At 28.0% G+C, this 17,578-nt stretch carries 19 protein-coding genes; 4 read left to right on the forward strand and 15 right to left on the reverse strand.

Annotated features, from left to right (window positions below):
* Nucleotides 1–7 precede the first annotated feature (7 nt).
* From serA to pheS, 6 genes are all read right to left on the reverse strand, one after another.
* Complete coding sequence (gene serA, locus CRU93_RS03820; RefSeq protein WP_129102862.1) at nt 8–1,591, reverse strand: phosphoglycerate dehydrogenase; 1,584 nt, start codon at nt 1,589–1,591, stop codon at nt 8–10.
* Between the two features lie 42 nt (nt 1,592–1,633).
* Complete coding sequence (locus CRU93_RS03825; RefSeq protein ID WP_129102863.1) at nt 1,634–3,286, reverse strand: 30S ribosomal protein S1; 1,653 nt, start codon at nt 3,284–3,286, stop codon at nt 1,634–1,636.
* A 75-nt stretch (nt 3,287–3,361) separates the two neighbouring features.
* On the reverse strand, nt 3,362–4,198 hold the full coding sequence (locus CRU93_RS03830; RefSeq protein WP_129102864.1) for a 4-hydroxy-3-methylbut-2-enyl diphosphate reductase: 837 nt from the start codon (nt 4,196–4,198) through the stop codon (nt 3,362–3,364).
* 8 nt (nt 4,199–4,206) lie between these two features.
* Nucleotides 4,207–5,481, reverse strand: coding sequence for a 3-phosphoshikimate 1-carboxyvinyltransferase (gene aroA / locus CRU93_RS03835; RefSeq protein ID WP_129102865.1), 1,275 nt, complete (start codon nt 5,479–5,481; stop codon nt 4,207–4,209).
* 10 nt (nt 5,482–5,491) lie between these two features.
* The gene (pheT, locus tag CRU93_RS03840) at nt 5,492–7,813 is read right to left on the reverse strand and encodes a phenylalanine--tRNA ligase subunit beta (protein WP_129102866.1); all 2,322 of its coding nucleotides are present in this window, start codon (nt 7,811–7,813) and stop codon (nt 5,492–5,494) included.
* Entirely contained in the window at nt 7,810–8,802 is a 993-nt protein-coding gene (gene pheS, locus CRU93_RS03845; RefSeq protein ID WP_129102867.1) for a phenylalanine--tRNA ligase subunit alpha, read from the reverse strand. Before pheS ends, pheT begins: the two co-directional genes overlap by 4 nt.
* A 105-nt stretch (nt 8,803–8,907) precedes the next feature.
* Between pheS and CRU93_RS03850 the strand changes: the two genes are divergently transcribed.
* Nucleotides 8,908–9,246 carry a histidine triad nucleotide-binding protein gene (locus tag CRU93_RS03850; RefSeq protein WP_129102868.1) on the forward strand — a complete coding sequence of 113 codons (339 nt, stop codon included), beginning with the start codon at nt 8,908–8,910 and terminating at the stop codon, nt 9,244–9,246.
* Nucleotides 9,247–9,251: 5 nt separating this feature from the next.
* On the opposite strand, the gene accA is transcribed toward CRU93_RS03850, so the two are convergent.
* The 3 genes from accA to acpP all read right to left on the reverse strand — a co-directional run bounded on the left by accA (nt 9,252) and on the right by acpP (nt 11,850).
* Nucleotides 9,252–10,196 carry an acetyl-CoA carboxylase carboxyl transferase subunit alpha gene (gene accA / locus CRU93_RS03855; protein ID WP_129102869.1) on the reverse strand — a complete coding sequence of 315 codons (945 nt, stop codon included), beginning with the start codon at nt 10,194–10,196 and terminating at the stop codon, nt 9,252–9,254.
* 54 nt (nt 10,197–10,250) lie between these two features.
* A complete protein-coding gene (locus CRU93_RS03860; protein WP_129102870.1) occupies nt 10,251–11,498 on the reverse strand; it encodes a beta-ketoacyl-ACP synthase II in 1,248 nt (415 codons plus the stop codon).
* Between the two features lie 121 nt (nt 11,499–11,619).
* Nucleotides 11,620–11,850, reverse strand: coding sequence for an acyl carrier protein (gene acpP / locus CRU93_RS03865; protein WP_079578278.1), 231 nt, complete (start codon nt 11,848–11,850; stop codon nt 11,620–11,622).
* Between acpP and CRU93_RS14405 the strand changes: the two genes are divergently transcribed.
* Nucleotides 11,795–11,926, forward strand: a complete 132-nt coding sequence (locus tag CRU93_RS14405; protein ID WP_375153642.1) for a hypothetical protein — start codon at nt 11,795–11,797, stop codon at nt 11,924–11,926. The two genes, acpP and CRU93_RS14405, sit on opposite strands and share 56 nt — an antisense overlap.
* 6 nt (nt 11,927–11,932) lie before the next feature.
* Here the strand turns inward: CRU93_RS14405 and fabG are convergent, their stop codons facing one another.
* From fabG to CRU93_RS03890, 5 genes are all read right to left on the reverse strand, one after another.
* Nucleotides 11,933–12,676: a 3-oxoacyl-ACP reductase FabG gene (fabG, locus tag CRU93_RS03870; protein WP_129102871.1), complete on the reverse strand. Its 744-nt coding sequence runs from the start codon at nt 12,674–12,676 to the stop codon at nt 11,933–11,935.
* A 112-nt stretch (nt 12,677–12,788) separates the two neighbouring features.
* Nucleotides 12,789–13,541 (reverse strand): 7-carboxy-7-deazaguanine synthase QueE, encoded by a 753-nt coding sequence (locus CRU93_RS03875; protein ID WP_129102872.1) that lies wholly within the window; start codon nt 13,539–13,541, stop codon nt 12,789–12,791.
* A complete protein-coding gene (locus tag CRU93_RS03880) occupies nt 13,534–14,067 on the reverse strand; it encodes a 6-carboxytetrahydropterin synthase (protein ID WP_129102873.1) in 534 nt (177 codons plus the stop codon). The genes CRU93_RS03875 and CRU93_RS03880 overlap by 8 nt, the downstream gene beginning before the upstream one ends.
* On the reverse strand, nt 14,067–14,735 hold the full coding sequence (gene queC / locus CRU93_RS03885; RefSeq protein WP_129102874.1) for a 7-cyano-7-deazaguanine synthase QueC: 669 nt from the start codon (nt 14,733–14,735) through the stop codon (nt 14,067–14,069). Before queC ends, CRU93_RS03880 begins: the two co-directional genes overlap by 1 nt.
* Nucleotides 14,732–15,958, reverse strand: a complete 1,227-nt coding sequence (locus CRU93_RS03890; RefSeq protein WP_129102875.1) for a molybdopterin molybdotransferase MoeA — start codon at nt 15,956–15,958, stop codon at nt 14,732–14,734. Before CRU93_RS03890 ends, queC begins: the two co-directional genes overlap by 4 nt.
* 69 nt (nt 15,959–16,027) lie before the next feature.
* On the opposite strand from CRU93_RS03890, the gene CRU93_RS03895 reads away from it, so the two are divergent.
* Nucleotides 16,028–16,432, forward strand: coding sequence for a hypothetical protein (locus CRU93_RS03895; RefSeq protein WP_129102876.1), 405 nt, complete (start codon nt 16,028–16,030; stop codon nt 16,430–16,432).
* Complete coding sequence (locus CRU93_RS03900; protein ID WP_129102877.1) at nt 16,433–17,104, forward strand: 16S rRNA (uracil(1498)-N(3))-methyltransferase; 672 nt, start codon at nt 16,433–16,435, stop codon at nt 17,102–17,104. It begins immediately after the preceding gene.
* Between the two features lie 31 nt (nt 17,105–17,135).
* Here CRU93_RS03900 and CRU93_RS03905 read toward each other — a convergent pair whose 3' ends face one another.
* Nucleotides 17,136–17,531: a hypothetical protein gene (locus CRU93_RS03905; protein WP_129102878.1), complete on the reverse strand. Its 396-nt coding sequence runs from the start codon at nt 17,529–17,531 to the stop codon at nt 17,136–17,138.
* Between the last annotated feature and the right edge of the window lie 47 nt (nt 17,532–17,578).

Below are 17,578 nucleotides of genomic sequence, written 5' to 3' on the forward strand. Positions count from 1 at the left end.
ATTCTCCTTAAATTTCAGCGTAAGAAACAGAAATTGCTGCTTCTAAATTAACTAATTTTTCTAATACATTACTTTTGATTTTTTCGTCTACAAGAATAACTGCTAATGCTACATCTTTACCTCTAGATAATCTAAAGTCAGCAATATTTATACCTTCATTTCCTAGAACTTTACCTACTTCTCCAATTACACCAGGAACATCAGAATTTCTAAGTAAAATCATATTTCCTTTTGGTTCGATATCAAATGCAAAGTTATTAATATTTATAATTCTTTGTTTATCTTCATCAAATACAGTTCCAGCAATTGTATTAAGACCTTTTTCTGTTGTTATTTTAATAATAACTTTATTACTATATCCACTGTTATGTGCTAATTCAGAAGTTTCAAATTTGATACCTTTTTCTTCTGCCCAAAATTGTGCATTTACATAATTAACTTCATCTCCAGCAGAAACAGATAGTGCTCCAACTGCTGCAAATGTAGATAATGAATCTAAATATTCTGAAATTGGACCTTCTGCACTAATATTGATTGATCTAATAGCACTTTTATCACTTTGCGCAAGTAAAAATGACATTTTTTGAGTTAATTCAATATAAGGTTTTACAAATGAAGGAATTTTACTTTCATCAATAGGTAGATTTAAAGCATTTGGATAAGAGCTTCCTCTTGCAGATTCAATGGCATTTTGAGCTGCTTGAACAGCAATTTTCTTTTGAGACTCTTTTGTATTTGCACCTAAATGCGCAGTTACTGTTACATTATTTAAATCTAATAATGGGTTACTTGTTGCAGGTTCTTTTTTAAATACGTCAATTCCTGCCATTGCAATTTTTCCAGATGTTAAACCTTTTACAAGGGCTTCTTCATTATATAATCCACCTCTTGCACAGTTAATTAATATAACACCATCTTTCATTTTTGCAATTTCATTATCACCTATAATATCAATAGTTTCTTTATTTTTAGGTGTATGAATTGTAATAATATCACAAGCTAAAATATCATCAAAATTAGTAGTATATTCAACTCCTAAATCAGTTGCTTTAGTTGAAGGGATATATGGGTCATAAGTTACAACATCCATTTCAAAAGATTTTGCTCTTAATGCAACTCTATGTCCAATATTACCAAAACCAATAACACCTAATTTTTTACCATAAAGTTCATTTCCATACCAATCTTCTCTTTTCCAGATTCTGTCTAGTTTTAACTGGTTATGAGCATAAGGGAATTTTCTCATACAAGATAGCATATGAGCCATTGTAAGTTCTACTGCAGCAATAGTATTTGCTGTTGGAACGTTCATAGCAATGATTCCTCTTTTGCTACAACCTTCCATATCAACATTATCGTAACCAACACCTGCTCTAACAACAGCTTTTAAATTCACTGCTGCATTTAAAAATTTTTCATCTACATCTGTAGAACTTCTTGTTATTGCAATATCAGCATCTTTTATTACATCTAAAAGTGCAGTTTTATCTATATCAGCGGCATATACATAGTTTACGTCTTCTGTATTCTTAAGGATGTTTAAACCATCCTCATGAATATGATCGCAAACAACAATTGTATGTTTACTCATTTTATCAATCCCTCTTAATTATAAATCTATTCTATTATTAGCTTATTTTATTTGATCTTTTAATAAATCACCTAAAGTCATATGTGAATCATCATTTACAGCTTTTAAAACTTCTCTTTCTTGTTGAATTTCTAATCTTTTAACTGATAATCTAACTCTATTTCTTTTAGTGTCAATATTTACTACAACTGCTTCAATTTCATCACCAATTTTTACTTCATCAGCTTTTAATGGTCCAAAATCTTCTGATCTAACTAATCCATCTAAATTATCTTCTAATTTGATAAATAATCCAAAGTCTTTAAGATCTTTAATTGGTCCTTTAATAATATCACCAATTTTATGCTCATCTTGGAATTTTTTTGCAGGAGAGTCAGTAATTTCTTTGATACTTAAAGAGATATTTTCTTTTTCTTTATCAATTTTAATAATTTTTACTTCTACTTCATCACCTTTTTTGAATAGGTTTTTGCATTTTGCATTACCTTCCCATGAAGCTTCTTCATTGTGTAATAGTCCATCAATTTCGCCAAGTGTTACAAATGCACCAAAGTCAGTTAAAGTTGCAACTTTACCAGTTATGATATCACCAACTTTATGCTCTTTTGTGAATTTTGCAAAAGGTTTTTCTTGTAGATTTTTTAAAGATACTCTTAATCTTTTTTTATCAATATCAAGTTCAATTACTTCAACATTAACTTCTTCACCTAAAGTTAAAATCTCTTTTGGATTTTTAATGTTTTTATTCCAAGTGATTTCAGAAATATGTAATAAACCTTCAATATCATTTCCTAAATCAACAAATGCACCGTATGATTCAAAATTAGAAACTGTAACAGTAATTGTATCACCAACTTCTAATTGATCTTTAATTTCTTCCCATGGATTTGGTAGTGCAGCTTTGATTGATAGTGATAAGTGTTGTTTTGTTTTGTCATAAGATAAAATTGCAACAGTAACTTCATCACCTTCTTCATAATAGTTTGCAGGGTTAACAGGCCCTTTATAAGAGATTTCATTGTAGTTTACTAAACCATCAATTCCACCTAAATCTACAAACATACCATATGAAGTGATTTTTTTGATTGTTCCATTTACAGGCTCTCCAGATTCTAAAATTTCAGCAATTTTAGTATCTTTTTGTGCTTTTGCTTCTTCTATAAGTTTTTTTCTAGAGATAATTATAGAGTTTTGGTTTTCATTTACTTTTAAAACTTTTGCTTTAATTTTTTTACCAATTGCTCCATGAGCTTTTAAGTAAGATTGCGCCATTGGCATAAAGTATTCACATCCATCTTCATCTTCAATAATGAATCCACCTTTATTCTTAACAGAAACAACTTTACCTTCAACTGTAACATCTTCAAGATCATCTTTATGTTGTGCTACAAATGCATCAAATTTCTCTTTTTGTAGAACTTTTCTATAAGAAATTGCAGGTCTTTCACCTCTATTTCCCATTAACATAACAGGGATAGTATCACCTTTTTTATACTTCACTTCACCATTTACAGTGATTTCAGAGATATTTAGTCTACCTTCTATCTTTTGACCAACATCTACAAGCGCACTATCATCAGTAATTTCTACAATTACACCATTTACTACAGAGTTATTTTCAGCATTCTCAAAAGACTCATTAAGCATTTGCTCAAAGTCAAAGTCTTCACCAATTTCAATATCATCGATACCCATATTATTCCTTCGTATTAACCATTGTTTATTAAATGGGACGATTATATCGAAAATTGTCTTAAAATAAAATGTCTATTATATTTTTTCTATCTTATTTACTACTTCTTGAATTATCCAGTCTGGAGTAGATGCACCAGCAGTTATTCCACATAACTTTTTATCTTTAAACCACGATTTATCAAGTTCTTTTGAGTTTTCAATTAAGTATGAATCTTTACAATATTCTAAACATATTGCTTGTAGTTGTTTTGTATTTGAAGAGTTTTTGCCACCAATTACAATCATAATGTCAACTTCTTTTGAAAGATCTCTTGCAGCATCTTGATTTTCAAAAGTTGCATCACATATTGTATTAAATACTCTTACTTCTTTATTTTTTAAAATAAGTGCATTTACTATTTCTAAGTATACTTCTTTTTTCTTTGTTGTTTGTGCAACTGTTGCAATACGATCATGTTTGAAGTTTATTTTATCTAAATCTTTAACACTCATTACAACATGCACATCATCTTGATTTTCACCATAAGACTTCACACCTTTTACTTCTGGATGTGTGCTATCTCCAAAAATAAGAATAGAGTAGTTTTCTTTTGACATTTTTTTTACAATTTGTTGAGGAGTTGTAACAAATGGACAAGTTGCATTGATGACTTTTGCATCTTTATTTTTTTTAAGGTTTTTTAAATCTTCTTTTGGAATACCATGAGTTCTAATAATTACAGTATCATTATTTTTAACTTCTTCAAGTGATGTGTATAAGCCAACATTAAAATTTTCTTTAAGCCTATCAATTTCATTTTGGTTATGAATTAAAGGACCCATAGTTGCTGAGTTTTTGTACGATTCTGCTATTTTAATAGCTCTTTTTACTCCAAAACAAAAGCCGTAACTAGAAGCTAATTTTACTTGCATAAATTTCCTTAATATAGTGAATCAAGTATACTTTTAAAATTTGGAAATGATGTTTGAATACATTGAACATCTTCTATTTGCATATTACAAATCGTTCCTGCAATTGCAAAACTCATAGCAATTCTATGATCTCCAAATGAGTTGATTTTTGCATTTTTTATTGTTCCACCTGTAATTTCATATCCATCATCAAACTCTTTATACTTAACATCACAAAGTTTTAAATTTTCTACAACAGAAGATATTCTATCACTCTCTTTTACTCTAAGTTCATGTGCATTTGAAACTTTAGAAGTTCCATTTGCTAAACTCATTGCAATTGATAATGCAGGCAGTTCATCTATTAACCAAGATATATTTTCACTTACATCAACGCCATTTAATTCATTATGCTCAACTATTATGTCACCAATTGGCTCATAAATATTCTCTTTTTGAATATATTGAACTTTCGCACCCATTCTTTCAAGAACTTTATATGCTTCTATCCTCGTTGGGTTTAATGTTACATTTTTTATAGTAACTTTTGAATCTTTATTAATTGCTGCTGCTACTGCAAAGAAAAAAGCTGATGAAGGATCAGTTGGTACTGTAATATTTAATGGTTTTAAATGAGAAGTTAAAGGCTTAATATTTATATAGCCTTCATCATCTATTGATATATCTGCACCCATTCCTTTTAGCATTCGTTCAGTATGATCTCTTGTTAACTCTTCTTCTTTGTATTTACATGTATCTTCTGCTTTTAAAGCTGCTAAAATCATAGCAGATTTTACTTGTGCAGAGTTTATAGGCGATTGGTACTTAAATGCTTTAAGTTTATTACCTCTTATAAATAAAGGTGCTTTATTCCCATTCTCTCTTCCATCAATATTTGCGCCAATACTTCTTAAAGGATTTGCAACTCTTTTCATAGGTCTTGCTCTTAAATATTTATCTCCACTTAGAGTAAATGCACCATTAACACTTGCAAGTAAACCACAAAAAAGTCTCATTGCTGTTCCAGAATTACCACAATCTAAAACATCACTTGGTTCACTTAGTTCATTAGTTGGAGTAATTTGTATTGATGAACCTTCTTTTTCTATTTTTGCTCCAAGTTGTTCTACAATACTTAAAGTATTTAATGTATCCTCAGCAGTTAAATAATTTTTAATATATGAAGTCTTATTTGAAAATAGTGAAAACATTGCACATCTATGTGAGATTGACTTATCACTACTTATATTGTCAATTACAATATTAAATGGTTTATTTAATTTTTGTATGTTTAATGTTTCCACTTTTTACCTTTTATCTTAATCCAATACCAAGTTCAGAATCAAGTTTTTCTAATATTTTATTCATTGTTGCTGTAATATCATCTTCTTCTAATGTTTTTTCATCATTTTGAAGAATAAATCTAATTGTTAAACTCTCATTATTTTCTAGTTTTTCATCACTATAAATATCAATTAAATTATATTGCTTGATATTTTTATCATTAATTGCATTTATAGCTTTTTTAATTTTTGAAAATGGCATATCTTTTGGTGCAATAATACTTAAATCTTTTCTTGATGATTGAAATTTAGATGTTGAATGAACTTTTACTAATTCATCTTTTATTAATTCAAAATCAATTTCAGCTAAAAATGTATCTGGTAAATCAAATTCATTTGCAACACTTGGATGAAGTTTACAAATATAACCTACATTTTTTCCATCAATAATTACATTCGCATTTTGATATGGATGAATAAATTTATTATCAATATTTGACATTGGTTCTAAATCAAATTTTCCAACAGAGTTTAATACTCTTTTTGCAAAATCAAAAAAATCAACATTTTCAGGTTTCCCTGCATTGTTTACTGATTCTTGCTCTTTTGCACCACTATGTATAAATGATATTTTTGTACTTTCATTTCGATTTTCATCTATAACTTTTCCAATTTCATAAAAAGAAGCTCTTTTTATACCTTGTTTAAAGTTATTTGAACAAGCCTCAACTAAGTTTAAAAGAATAGTTGTTCTTAAAGTATTTAATTCATTTACAATTGGATTTAATATATCTAACTCTTCTTTTACAACTTTAAAACCATATTTTTGTAAATTTTCTTTATTTGTAAATACATAACTCAATGTTTCAAAGAAACCATTTTCAATTGCTTTTCTTCTAATCTTATTTTTCTTGATTAAATTAATAGCTGTTTGATTGAATCTATTAACTTCTTGAATAGCTAGTGGTTTTGCTTTAATATTATCAATACCAACTATTCTTACTATCTCTTCTGTTACATCAGCCATATTTTTAATATCATGTCTATGACAAGGAATTTGAATAGAGAATACATCATTTAATCCCTCTTTAACTCCAAATCCTAAAGCATTTAAAATATTTTCAATTTCAGCTTTTTCAATTTCTTGACCAATTAATGAGTTAATTTTATTAATATTAATATCTAAATATTTTGGTTGAATATCTTCTACAAATGCTTCAGAACCATTATAAACTTTTGCTCCATATTTAGAAATAAATGTAGTAAAATTATCAATTCCAGCTTTGATGTTTGGTTCGCTTCCTCTTGATGTTTTATAATAAATATCTGCTGTTTTTCTTTTTGTTTCAAAAACTTTTTTTGAAAGTTTTTCTGGATTTATATATGAAGCTTCAATAATAAATATAGTATCATTTATATTCTCAAGTTTTTTGTGCTCAACACAAACTGTACTTAATAGTTCTTTTCCATATACATTATCAAAACCATCTTTGTCTTTTTTTACATGAATTACTGATAAATCATTTAATTTATCTGCATCTTCATTTGCATATGCATTTAAAATAACACCATGAGAGTGAATAGAGTAAGCTATAGCATCACTTATATCATTTTCTTCAAATTTATCTATTATTCCAACTCTAATTTTATATAAAACAGGAAGTTTAAAATTTGAAAAATCAATTGCTTTAAAAATAAGTGAACTATCAACTGCGCTATCGCATTCAACTTCTAAAAATTGGCCAATACCAACTTCTTTATTTTGTAATTTTTTTTCTTTTTTTATTATAGGAAGATTGTAAAATGCACTTAGTTCTCTTGCCACTCCATTTATACTTAGACAATCTCCTCTATTTGCTGTTAATTCAATTTCAATAATATCATCATTTAATAACGAATATTCATTTAATTCTTTACCTACAACTAACTCCCCAATTGAGTTATCAAGCTCTAATATTCCATCATTTAATTTTGCAAGACCTAATTCAGTTGAAGAGCAAATCATACCAATTGATTCTACACCTCTTAGTTTTGCTTTTTTTATTTTAAAATCTTTACTTAATTTACAACCAACAGTTGCAACAGGTACATATTGTCCCGCATCAACGTTTTTAGCTCCACATACGATTTGTACAGTTTCGCTTCCAATATCAACTTGACAAATATTTAATTTATCTGCATCTGGGTGTTTTTCTTTTTCTAATACTTTTCCAACTACAACTTTAGGCGCAATTCTTACTTTTTTTAAACTATCAACTTCTAATCCAATTGCATTTAACGTTTTGCAAATATCATCAGTTGAAATTTTTGAAATATCAATAAATTCTTCTAACCATTTTCTTGTAACTATCATTTAAACTGTCCTAATAATTTTAAATCACTTTCAAATAAAGATCTTAAATCACCAATGTTATGAATTAACATGGCAAATCTTTCTACACCTAAACCAAAAGCATAACCAGATACATTTTCATATCCTACAGCTTTAAATACATTTGGATCTACAACACCACATCCAAGTACTTCTAACCAACCTGTATGTGAACAAACTCTACAACCTTCACCTTTACAGAATACACATGAAATATCAACTTCTGCACTTGGTTCTGTAAATGGGAAGAAAGATGGTCTAAATCTAACTTCTACATCTCCAAACATATGTTGTAAAAATTCGACAAGTACATGTTTTAAATTTGCGAATGATACTTTATCTTCACTATCAACAACTAATCCTTCAACTTGATGGAACATTGGAGTATGAGTTAAATCAAAATCTCTTCTAAATACAGTACCAGGTGCTATCATTCTAATTGGTGGCTTTTGGTTTAACATTGTTCTAATTTGTACAGGAGAAGTATGAGTTCTTAATACAGTAAAATCTTTATTATAAAAAGTATCTTGCATATCTCTTGCAGGGTGGTATTTTGGTAAATTTAAAGCTTCAAAATTATGAAAGTCATCTTCAACAAGTGGACCTTCTTCAACTGCAAAGTTTAGGTTTTGAAAATATGTAATAATTCTATCCATAGTATCAATCACTGGATGTACTGCAGCTGAAGAAACTTCATTATTAAATCTTGTTACATCTATTTTCTCTGCTTCTAGTTTTTTATTTAGTGCATCTTCTTCAAGCACAACTTTTTTATTGTCAATAGCTTCTGTTATAGCAATCTTTTGCTCGTTTAAATTTTGAGCGAAAGCTTTTTTTTCTTCATTTGGGATTGTTTTTAGTTTTGCGAATTCTGCTGTTAAAACACCTTTTTTCCCAAGTATTTCAACTCTTAAAGATTCTAATTCTTCAAGTGAATTGGCATTAGTAATTTTTTCTATCCATTCTTTCACTTAATATTCTCCTGTTGTATATTCATCGTCTAATTTGTTGGGATTATACATAATAATTTATTAGAGTTTGGTTATAATAAAATCATAAAAAATAAAGGAATTAATATGTGTATATTTTGTAAAATTGTAAATGGTGAAATACCTAATAATACAATACTGGAAAATGAAGAGTTTTTATCATTTTATGATATTAACCCAGCAGCAAAAATTCATGCTTTAATAATACCAAAAAAACATTATGAATCTTTTGATGATATCCAACCAGAACTAATGGCAAATATGACAAAATTCATTCATGAAGTTGCACAAAAATTAAATGTAAGAGAAGATGGTTATAGATTAATTACAAATATTAAAGAGCATGGAGGACAAGAAGTTCCTCATTTACATTTTCATTTATTAGCAGGGGAATATGTGGGTAGATTAGTAGGAAATAAAAAGTAGTTTTCCTACTTTTTATCACTTTCAAATTTTCCTAGATTCATTAGTTTTTCATATCTTTTATTAAGTCTTTCTTCAACACTTAATTCTTTTAATTCTTTTAATGAATTTAAAAAATAATCACCTAAAGCTTGAATTGCAATCTCTTTTCTTTTATGTGCACCAATTAATGGTTCATTAATTACATCATCAATTAATTCTAGGTTTTTTAAAGCTTCCGCTGTAATTTTAAGTGAATTAGCTGCAGTTTCAGCATGTGATGGATCATTCCATAAAATTGCTGCACAGCCTTCTGGTGAAATTACTGCATAAACAGAATATCTCATCATTGCAAGTTTATCAGCAACTGAAATCGCAAGTGCACCACCAGAACCACCTTCTCCAATTACAACAGATATCGTAGGTGTTTTTAAATTAGAGAATTCATATAAATTTTTAGCAATAGCTTCACTTTGATTTCTCTCTTCTGCACCAATACCTGGGTACGCACCTGGAGTGTCAACTAGCATTAAAATTGGAATATCAAATTTTTCTGCCATTTTAGCACATCTTAAAGCTTTTCTATATCCTTCTGGACTTGGCATACCGAAGTTTCTTTTTAGCTTATTTTTTGTACCTCTACCTTTTTGCTCACCAATAACCATCACTTTTTGTTGACCTATATAGCCTAAAAAACAAACGATTGCATTATCATCTACATAATGTCTATCCCCATGAATTTCATATGCATCAGTTAATAAACCTCTTATATAATCTAAAGCGTATGGTCTATCTGGATGTCTTGCAAGTTGAAGTTTTTGATAATCATTTAAATTTTTAAAAGTTTTTTCAACTTCTTTTTCAAGTTTTTTTTCTAGTATTTCAACAGCATGATCATCTGAACGGCTTTTTGCAACTAAGATGTCTTCTTCAATTTGTTTTATCTTGTTTTCAAAATCTAAGTAAGTTGCCAAAATTTTCCTTTTTTCAAAGAGGAGAAACTCCTCTTTTAAGATTGTAAGTTAGTATTAAATCTTTTTGAATATAACAGAACCGTTAGTTCCACCAAATCCAAAATTATTACTCATAACAGTAGTTAATTGAGTTTCTCTTCCTTTTAAAGGAATAAAATCTAAATCGCAGTTTTCATCAGTATTTTCAAGGTTAATAGTTGGAGGAATTATACCTTCATTTAGTGCTTTAATTGTAAAAATTGCTTCAATTGCACCTGCTGCACCTAAGCAGTGACCAACTTGTCCTTTAGTTGAAGAAACAAGAGGTATTTCATTATCAAATAATTCTTTAATAGCTTTAACTTCATTACCATCTCCAACAGGAGTTGAAGTTCCATGAGCATTTATATAATCAATTTTAAGATCTTCACCAGCATTTGCTTTTGCCATAGAAAGTGCTGCTTTCATTGCTCTTAATGGACCATCAACTACTGGCGCAGTAATATGATTTGCATCTGCACTTTCACCAAATCCAATAACTTCAGCATAAATTTTTGCACCTCTTTCTTGTGCTGCTTCTAATGTTTCAAGAACTAAAGCACCAGCTCCTTCTCCCATTACAAATCCATCTCTATCTTTATCAAATGGTCTAGAAGCTTTTTTAGGATCATCATTTCTAGTAGATAATGCTTTCATTGATGCAAAACCACCAACACCAGCACCACAAATAGCACTTTCTGCACCAACTACTAAAATTCTATCTGCACCACCAGTTAAAATAGTTTTAACGCCATCAGCAAGTGCATGAGTAGAGGCTGCACAAGCAGTAACATGAGATAAACTTGGACCTCTTAATCCATGTTCAATTGAAATAAATCCACCTAACATATTAACTAACGAAGATGGAATAAAGAAAGGAGAAATTTTTCTTGGACCTCTATTATAACAAACAACAGAGTTTTTCTCAATTGTTCCTAATCCACCAATACCTGAAGCAGATATAATTCCAAATCTTTCTGATATAGAGTCATCAACTTTTTTATTATTATCATCTATGAATTTTGCATCTTTCATAGCTTCATTAGCTGCTTTTATACCTAATTGAATAAATCTATCAGCTTTTTTAACATCTTTTTTATCCATTACTTCTGTTGGATCAAAGTTTTTAACCTCTGCTGCGATTTGTACAGGATATTCAGAAGCATCGAATAGACTTATAGTATCAATACCACATACTCCGTCTACTACTGCTTTAAATGAATCCTCTACATTATGTCCTATAGAATTAATAGTACCTAAACCAGTTACAACAACTCTTCTCATTAATTATGCTCCGTTTCTTGTATTAAAATCAATTTATTTAAAATATTCAATTTTTCTAAATAAAAAACTTAATATTTTAAATAAAAAGCTAGAGACTAGCTTTTTATTCTAAAAGTTAAAATTATGCGTGCTCTTCGATGTATTTGATAGCATCAGCAACCGTTTGGATACCTTCTGCATCTTCATCAGGGATTTCGATATCAAATTTTTCTTCTAAAGCCATAACTAATTCAACTACGTCTAAAGAGTCTGCACCTAAATCCTCAATAAATTTAGAATCTTCTTTAATTTCTGCAATATCACAATCAAGTTGCTCTACTACTACTTCTTTTACATCATCTAATAATGCCATATTTTTTCCTTTTATAAAATTATCATCGTATTATAGCCAAAAAGATTTTAAAAAATCTTTTAAACCGATTTTTTAGAAAATATTAAACGTATAATCCACCGTTTACTTTTAATATTTCACCTGTAATATATGAAGAGTAATCACTAAGTAAAAATGCTACTGCGTCAGCAATTTCACTTGGTTGACCAAATCTACTTAACGGAATATTTTTTTCATATTCAGCTTTTATCTCATCTTTTAACTCATCTGTCATATCAGTTTGAATAAAACCAGGAGTAACAGCATTATATCTAATTCCTCTAGCTGCTGCTTCTTTTGCAAAAGATTTAGTCATTGCATTTAATCCACCTTTTGAAGCAGAATAGTTAGTTTGACCAGGATTTCCCATCTCTCCAACTATAGAAGAAATATTTACAACTGAGCCAAATCTTTTTTTACCCATAACTTTCAATGCACTTTTACATCCAATAAAAGCAGAAGTTAAATTTGCACTAAGTACATCTGTAAAATCATCAACTGACATTCTTAATGCTAATTTGTCTTTTGTTATTCCTGCATTGTTTACTAAGTATGAAAGTTCTCCATCTGCATCAACGACAGTTTTTATTGCAGCTGTAAACTCTTCTTCAGAAGTTACATCAGCTTTAATTACAGCAGCGCAACCACCAGCATTTTCAATCTCTTCTTTGATTTTTATTGCTGCATCTGCTCCGCTTCTATAGTTTATCCATACTTTTAAACCATGTGTTGCTAATGTTTTAGCTATTTGTGCTCCAATACCTCTACTAGCACCAGTAACTAATACATTTTTACCACTAAATTTCATTTAAATCCTTTGTTTATATGTTTTGTTGATGTGATGAAAATCTAAATCTTTTACATCTTTTGCAATTATATCACCATTTTTATAAATAAAAAACTATGGATATAAAAATTGATTAAACACCTCTTTTATTATCCCATACTCTAATGTGTAATCTGTCACAATATTTAAAACCGTTTTTTAAAGCTAAATTTATTACAGCTTCACTATTTTCTTGCATTTGTTTGGCATTGTCACCCATTGGCATTAAATATACTTCAACTTTTGGAATTTGAACTAAAATATCTTCAATTTCTTTTTTCGCATTATTTAAAAAATCTTTATTGATTACAAATTTTAGATATTTGTCTTCACAATTTTCAATTATATTTGTTAAAGTTTTTATATTTACTCTTTTTTTTAAAGGTTCAAGTGAGTTACTTAATTTTACACTCATAGAAAAAAGTATTTCTTTTTGATACTTTTCAACAATTTCAATATTTAATGAAGCATTTGTTTCAATTGTTACTTTATATTCATTCTCTACATAATATTTAAGTAATTTTTGAAACTCTTTATTCTTCCAATAAAGAAGTGGTTCTCCACCTGTAATTACAATATCACATTTATAAGAAGGAAGATATTTTTCTACTTCTTTTATTAAATCACTTGCATTTACAAAAGTATGCCATTGATCTTTAAATGCAGGATCAACTGCATAATATGAATCACATGCACACTTTTTCACTCCACTTGGAGTTTCGTATTCAACTGCAAAGCCTTCACATCTAAAATTACATTTCCCAAATCTAATAAATACAGAAGAAGTTCCAACTCTTTTACCTTCTCCTTGTATTGTTGGACCAAAAATTTCATTTACTTCAAGCATAAAAAGTACTCTTACTTTTTGGTGTTTCTAAAAATTCAATATGAGATACTTTTATTCCTAAATCCGTCATTTTTTCTTGAACAATAGATAAAAACCAAGCTGATAGGTTTTCACTAGTTGGAACAAAATCAACTAAAACATAACCTTCATATAACTCTTTTATATGAATTTCTTCTTTAGTGAAATTTTTTAAATTTACTAAATAATAACCTTGCTTATGTTTTATTAATTCTTCTTTTTTTACTTTAGGTAAAAGAGTATCAAATAATGGGTCGTTAATATCTAAAATAAACTTGTGATCAAGAACATTATCAATAAAAGCTTTAAACCAATTAAGATGTTTAAAGTCTGTTACCATACCATCTTTTAATTTATCTGCTTGTAAGTAGACTAATATTTTCCCTTGATGTCCATGTAGATGCCTACATTTTAAACATCCATCTAAAGAAAAATCAGTATTTAATGTTTGTGACCATACTCTATGACCATAACAAAAATCAAACTCTTTTGAAATTTTCCAATGCATTATTTTACCTTATATGGTATTTTGTCTTTACTATTTGCTTTTTCAAAACCATTTAATCTTAATCTACAGCTATCACATACTCCACAAGCTTGCTCTTCTTCTTTATAGCAAGACCAAGTAAGTTCTAATGGAACATTTAATTCTAATGCTTTTAAGACAATTTCACTTTTCATTAAATGAACAAGTGGAGTTTTTATTTCTATATTTGTTGTTTTTTTAGTTCCTGTATTTATTGTACTATTTATAGATTTTATAAATTCATCTGTACAGTCAGGATATCCTGAACTATCTTCTTCTACAACACCTATATAAAGAGCACTTGCATTTTCTTTTTCTGCAATTGCAGCTGCAATTGATAAGAAAATACCATTTCTAAATGGAACATATGTTACAGGAACACCATCTTCAACTCCATCTACTGGTACATCAATACTTTTATCTGTTAATGCACTTGCTCCTATTTGAGTAAAAAATGGGATATCAATTTCATATTTTTCTTTAATTTCTAAATCTTCACAAATATCTCTAAATGCTTTTAATTCTCTTTTTTCTGTTCTTTGTCCATAATTGAAATGAAGTGCAATAATTTCATAGCCTTCATTTTTTGCAATATAAGATGCTAACGTAGAGTCCATACCTCCACTTAATATACAAACTGCTTTTTTCATTTTGTTATAAAATCCTTTTTCTTATTTGTAAAAAATTTCCAATTTATTGGCAAGATTTTTAGCATATAATCTTTAGGTAATTTATCAACTGTATCATCTAAAACAATCATACTATTTGCTTTGCATAGTACATTTACCATCCCTGGACTTCTTTTTTCAATTACTTCAAAGTATTCACCATCAAACATTCCTGGAATAATAGTAACTCTTCCTTTTTTTATTTTAAGATCTTTTGATAATTTACCTAAAATAAAATTATGATGTAAGTTTTTTGAACCTATTAATTTTTGAACAATTAGTTTTCCAAATAATTCAAAAATTAAAGAAGATGCTAAAGGATTTCCTGGAAGGTTCAAAATATATGTATTTTTTATTTTTCCAAAAATTGTAGGTTTTCCTGGTTTTATATAAATACCATCAATAATTGTTTGAAAATCTAATGTTTGAAATGCCTCTTTTGTAAAGTCAGCATCACCAACACTAACCCCACCAGATGTTACAATTAAATCTGCATTTAAAGAGTTATTTATTAGCTCTTTGATTGCTTCAACACTATCCTTTGCTTGTCCCATAAATGTAACTTCGCAGCCTAACTCTTTAGCTCTTGCAATAAAAGTTGGAGTATTTGAGTTATATATTTGATAATCTTCAATTTTTTCATAATGAAGCTTTAACTCTTCTCCCGATGCAAAAACAGCAATTTTAGGTCTTTTATATACTTTTATATGTGAAATACCTTGTGAAGAAAGTAGGGTGATTTTAGAAAAATTAACTCTTTCACCTGTTTTTATTAAATGCTCATTTAAACTTATATCTTCACCAATAAATTTAATATGTTGAAACTCTTTTACTTTTGTTTTATCTAAAATTTCAATTTTATTTTTTTCTAGTTGTTTTGTCTCTTCTTTTGGTATTATAGCTGTTGTATTTGATGGAACTTTCGCTCCAGTCATTATTTTTGCACAAGTGTTTTGTTTTAAAAATATATTTGTGTTATCACCTGCAAAAACTGTATCTATAATATTTAACTGGTTATTCCTATCATCAAATCTTATTGCATAACCATCCATTGCTGAGTTATCAAATTTTGGAAGTGCAAAATCTGCATATAAATCTTGGGCACTAATCCTATTAATACTTTGCTCAATTGGAATGATTTCAAAGTCCAATTTTGGATTTAATTTTTCTATAATATTTAATGTATCTTTAATATTTAAAGCCATCAATTTCCTTTACTAATACCTTATGACAAGTTTGCTATAATACCAAAATTTTTTAAAAGTGAGATAAACATGGAAATTATGCAAGAAGCATTAACTGCTCATATATATGCAATTTATTTATTTATAATTATAATGATATTTAATTTATACAGTGTAATTACAGTAACAAATTTTATCAAATTAGCAAAAAGATTAAAGTTTATGACTCCTTTGTATCATTTAACAAATGCTATTATAATGTATAGTGGAGCAATTATTGCAGCATATGCTCACTCTTTTAGTTTAAAAGTTATAATAATGATACCAGCTTCGATTTTTTTATTAGTTATTGAAATAAAAAGATATAAAAAAATGAGAGTTATTAAAGCAGAAGATAATAGACTTCAAGAAGAATTTCGAACTTATGCAAAAAAAATATATATGATTGAAGCATTTGTTTTAATTTTTGTATTTTTACTAGTAAAGGTATTGTAGATGCAATTTACATATGATAATCTTGCAAAAGATGAAGTATTAAAAATTGAAAATGATAACTACAAACATATAATAAAAGCAAGAAGACATAAAGTAGGGGATATTTTAGCATTTAGAAATTTAATAGATAAGAATATTTACTATTATGAAATTTTTTCTATAGATAAAAGAAGTGCTATTTTAAAACTTAAATCTTTTGAAGAAAAAATTATTGATGTTAAAAAACAATTACATATTGGTTGGTGTCTTGTTGATCCTAAAACAGTTGAAAAAGAGTTACCTTATTTAAATGAACTTGGAGTAAAAACTATAACATTTATTCCAAGTGACTATTCTCAAAAGAATTTTAAATTAAATTTTGAAAAGATGCAGAAAATATTAATTAATTCTTCTCAGCAATGTGGACGAAGTTCAATTATAGATCTTCATATTTGTAAAAGTTTAGATGAGTTTATATCTTTAAATCCAGACTCATATATGATTAATTTTTCAAATAAAAGAGTTGATGATTACAAAGATGAAATAAAAACAGTAATTATTGGTTGTGAAGGTGGTTTTTCTAAAGCTGAGGTTGAAAACTTTAATGATCAAAAAATAGTAGGTTTTTCAACACCATTAATTTTAAAATCACAAACAGCTGTATCTGCTGTTGCTTCTAAAATATTAATTTAAAAGATAAACTTTTGTTTATCTTTTAAATCTTTTACCAATTTCTAACTATCGAGTGACATCTAGAACAGGCATTTAAAATATCAGAGTATGCATTTGCTGCATTTAAAAAGGCTTTATTTTCAAGATTTAATTGAAGAACAGTTATATCTAATGAAATTCTCTTTGCAGTGTATTCTGCTACATTAATCATGTGTTTTTTATTTGCAGGTAGATATTTTTCTATAATTTCTTTATTTGAAAAAAGTTTATTTCCTTTTTTTACAAGTTTAGTTCCATTATCAATTAGTTTAATGTTATTATTTAAAAAGCCTTGTTGAATTTGACTCATTCCTTTTTCCATTGTTGCCATTGATTTTTGCATAATATCTTGCGCATTTGATAGTGTTACAATTAATGCTGATAAAAGTAATAATTTCCCTAATCTCATTTAATTCCTTTAATATAAGTTGCAAAAATATTACAATTTTAATTATT

Source organism: Arcobacter sp. CECT 8985, from assembly GCF_004116495.1.
Lineage (GTDB): Bacteria > Campylobacterota > Campylobacteria > Campylobacterales > Arcobacteraceae > Malaciobacter.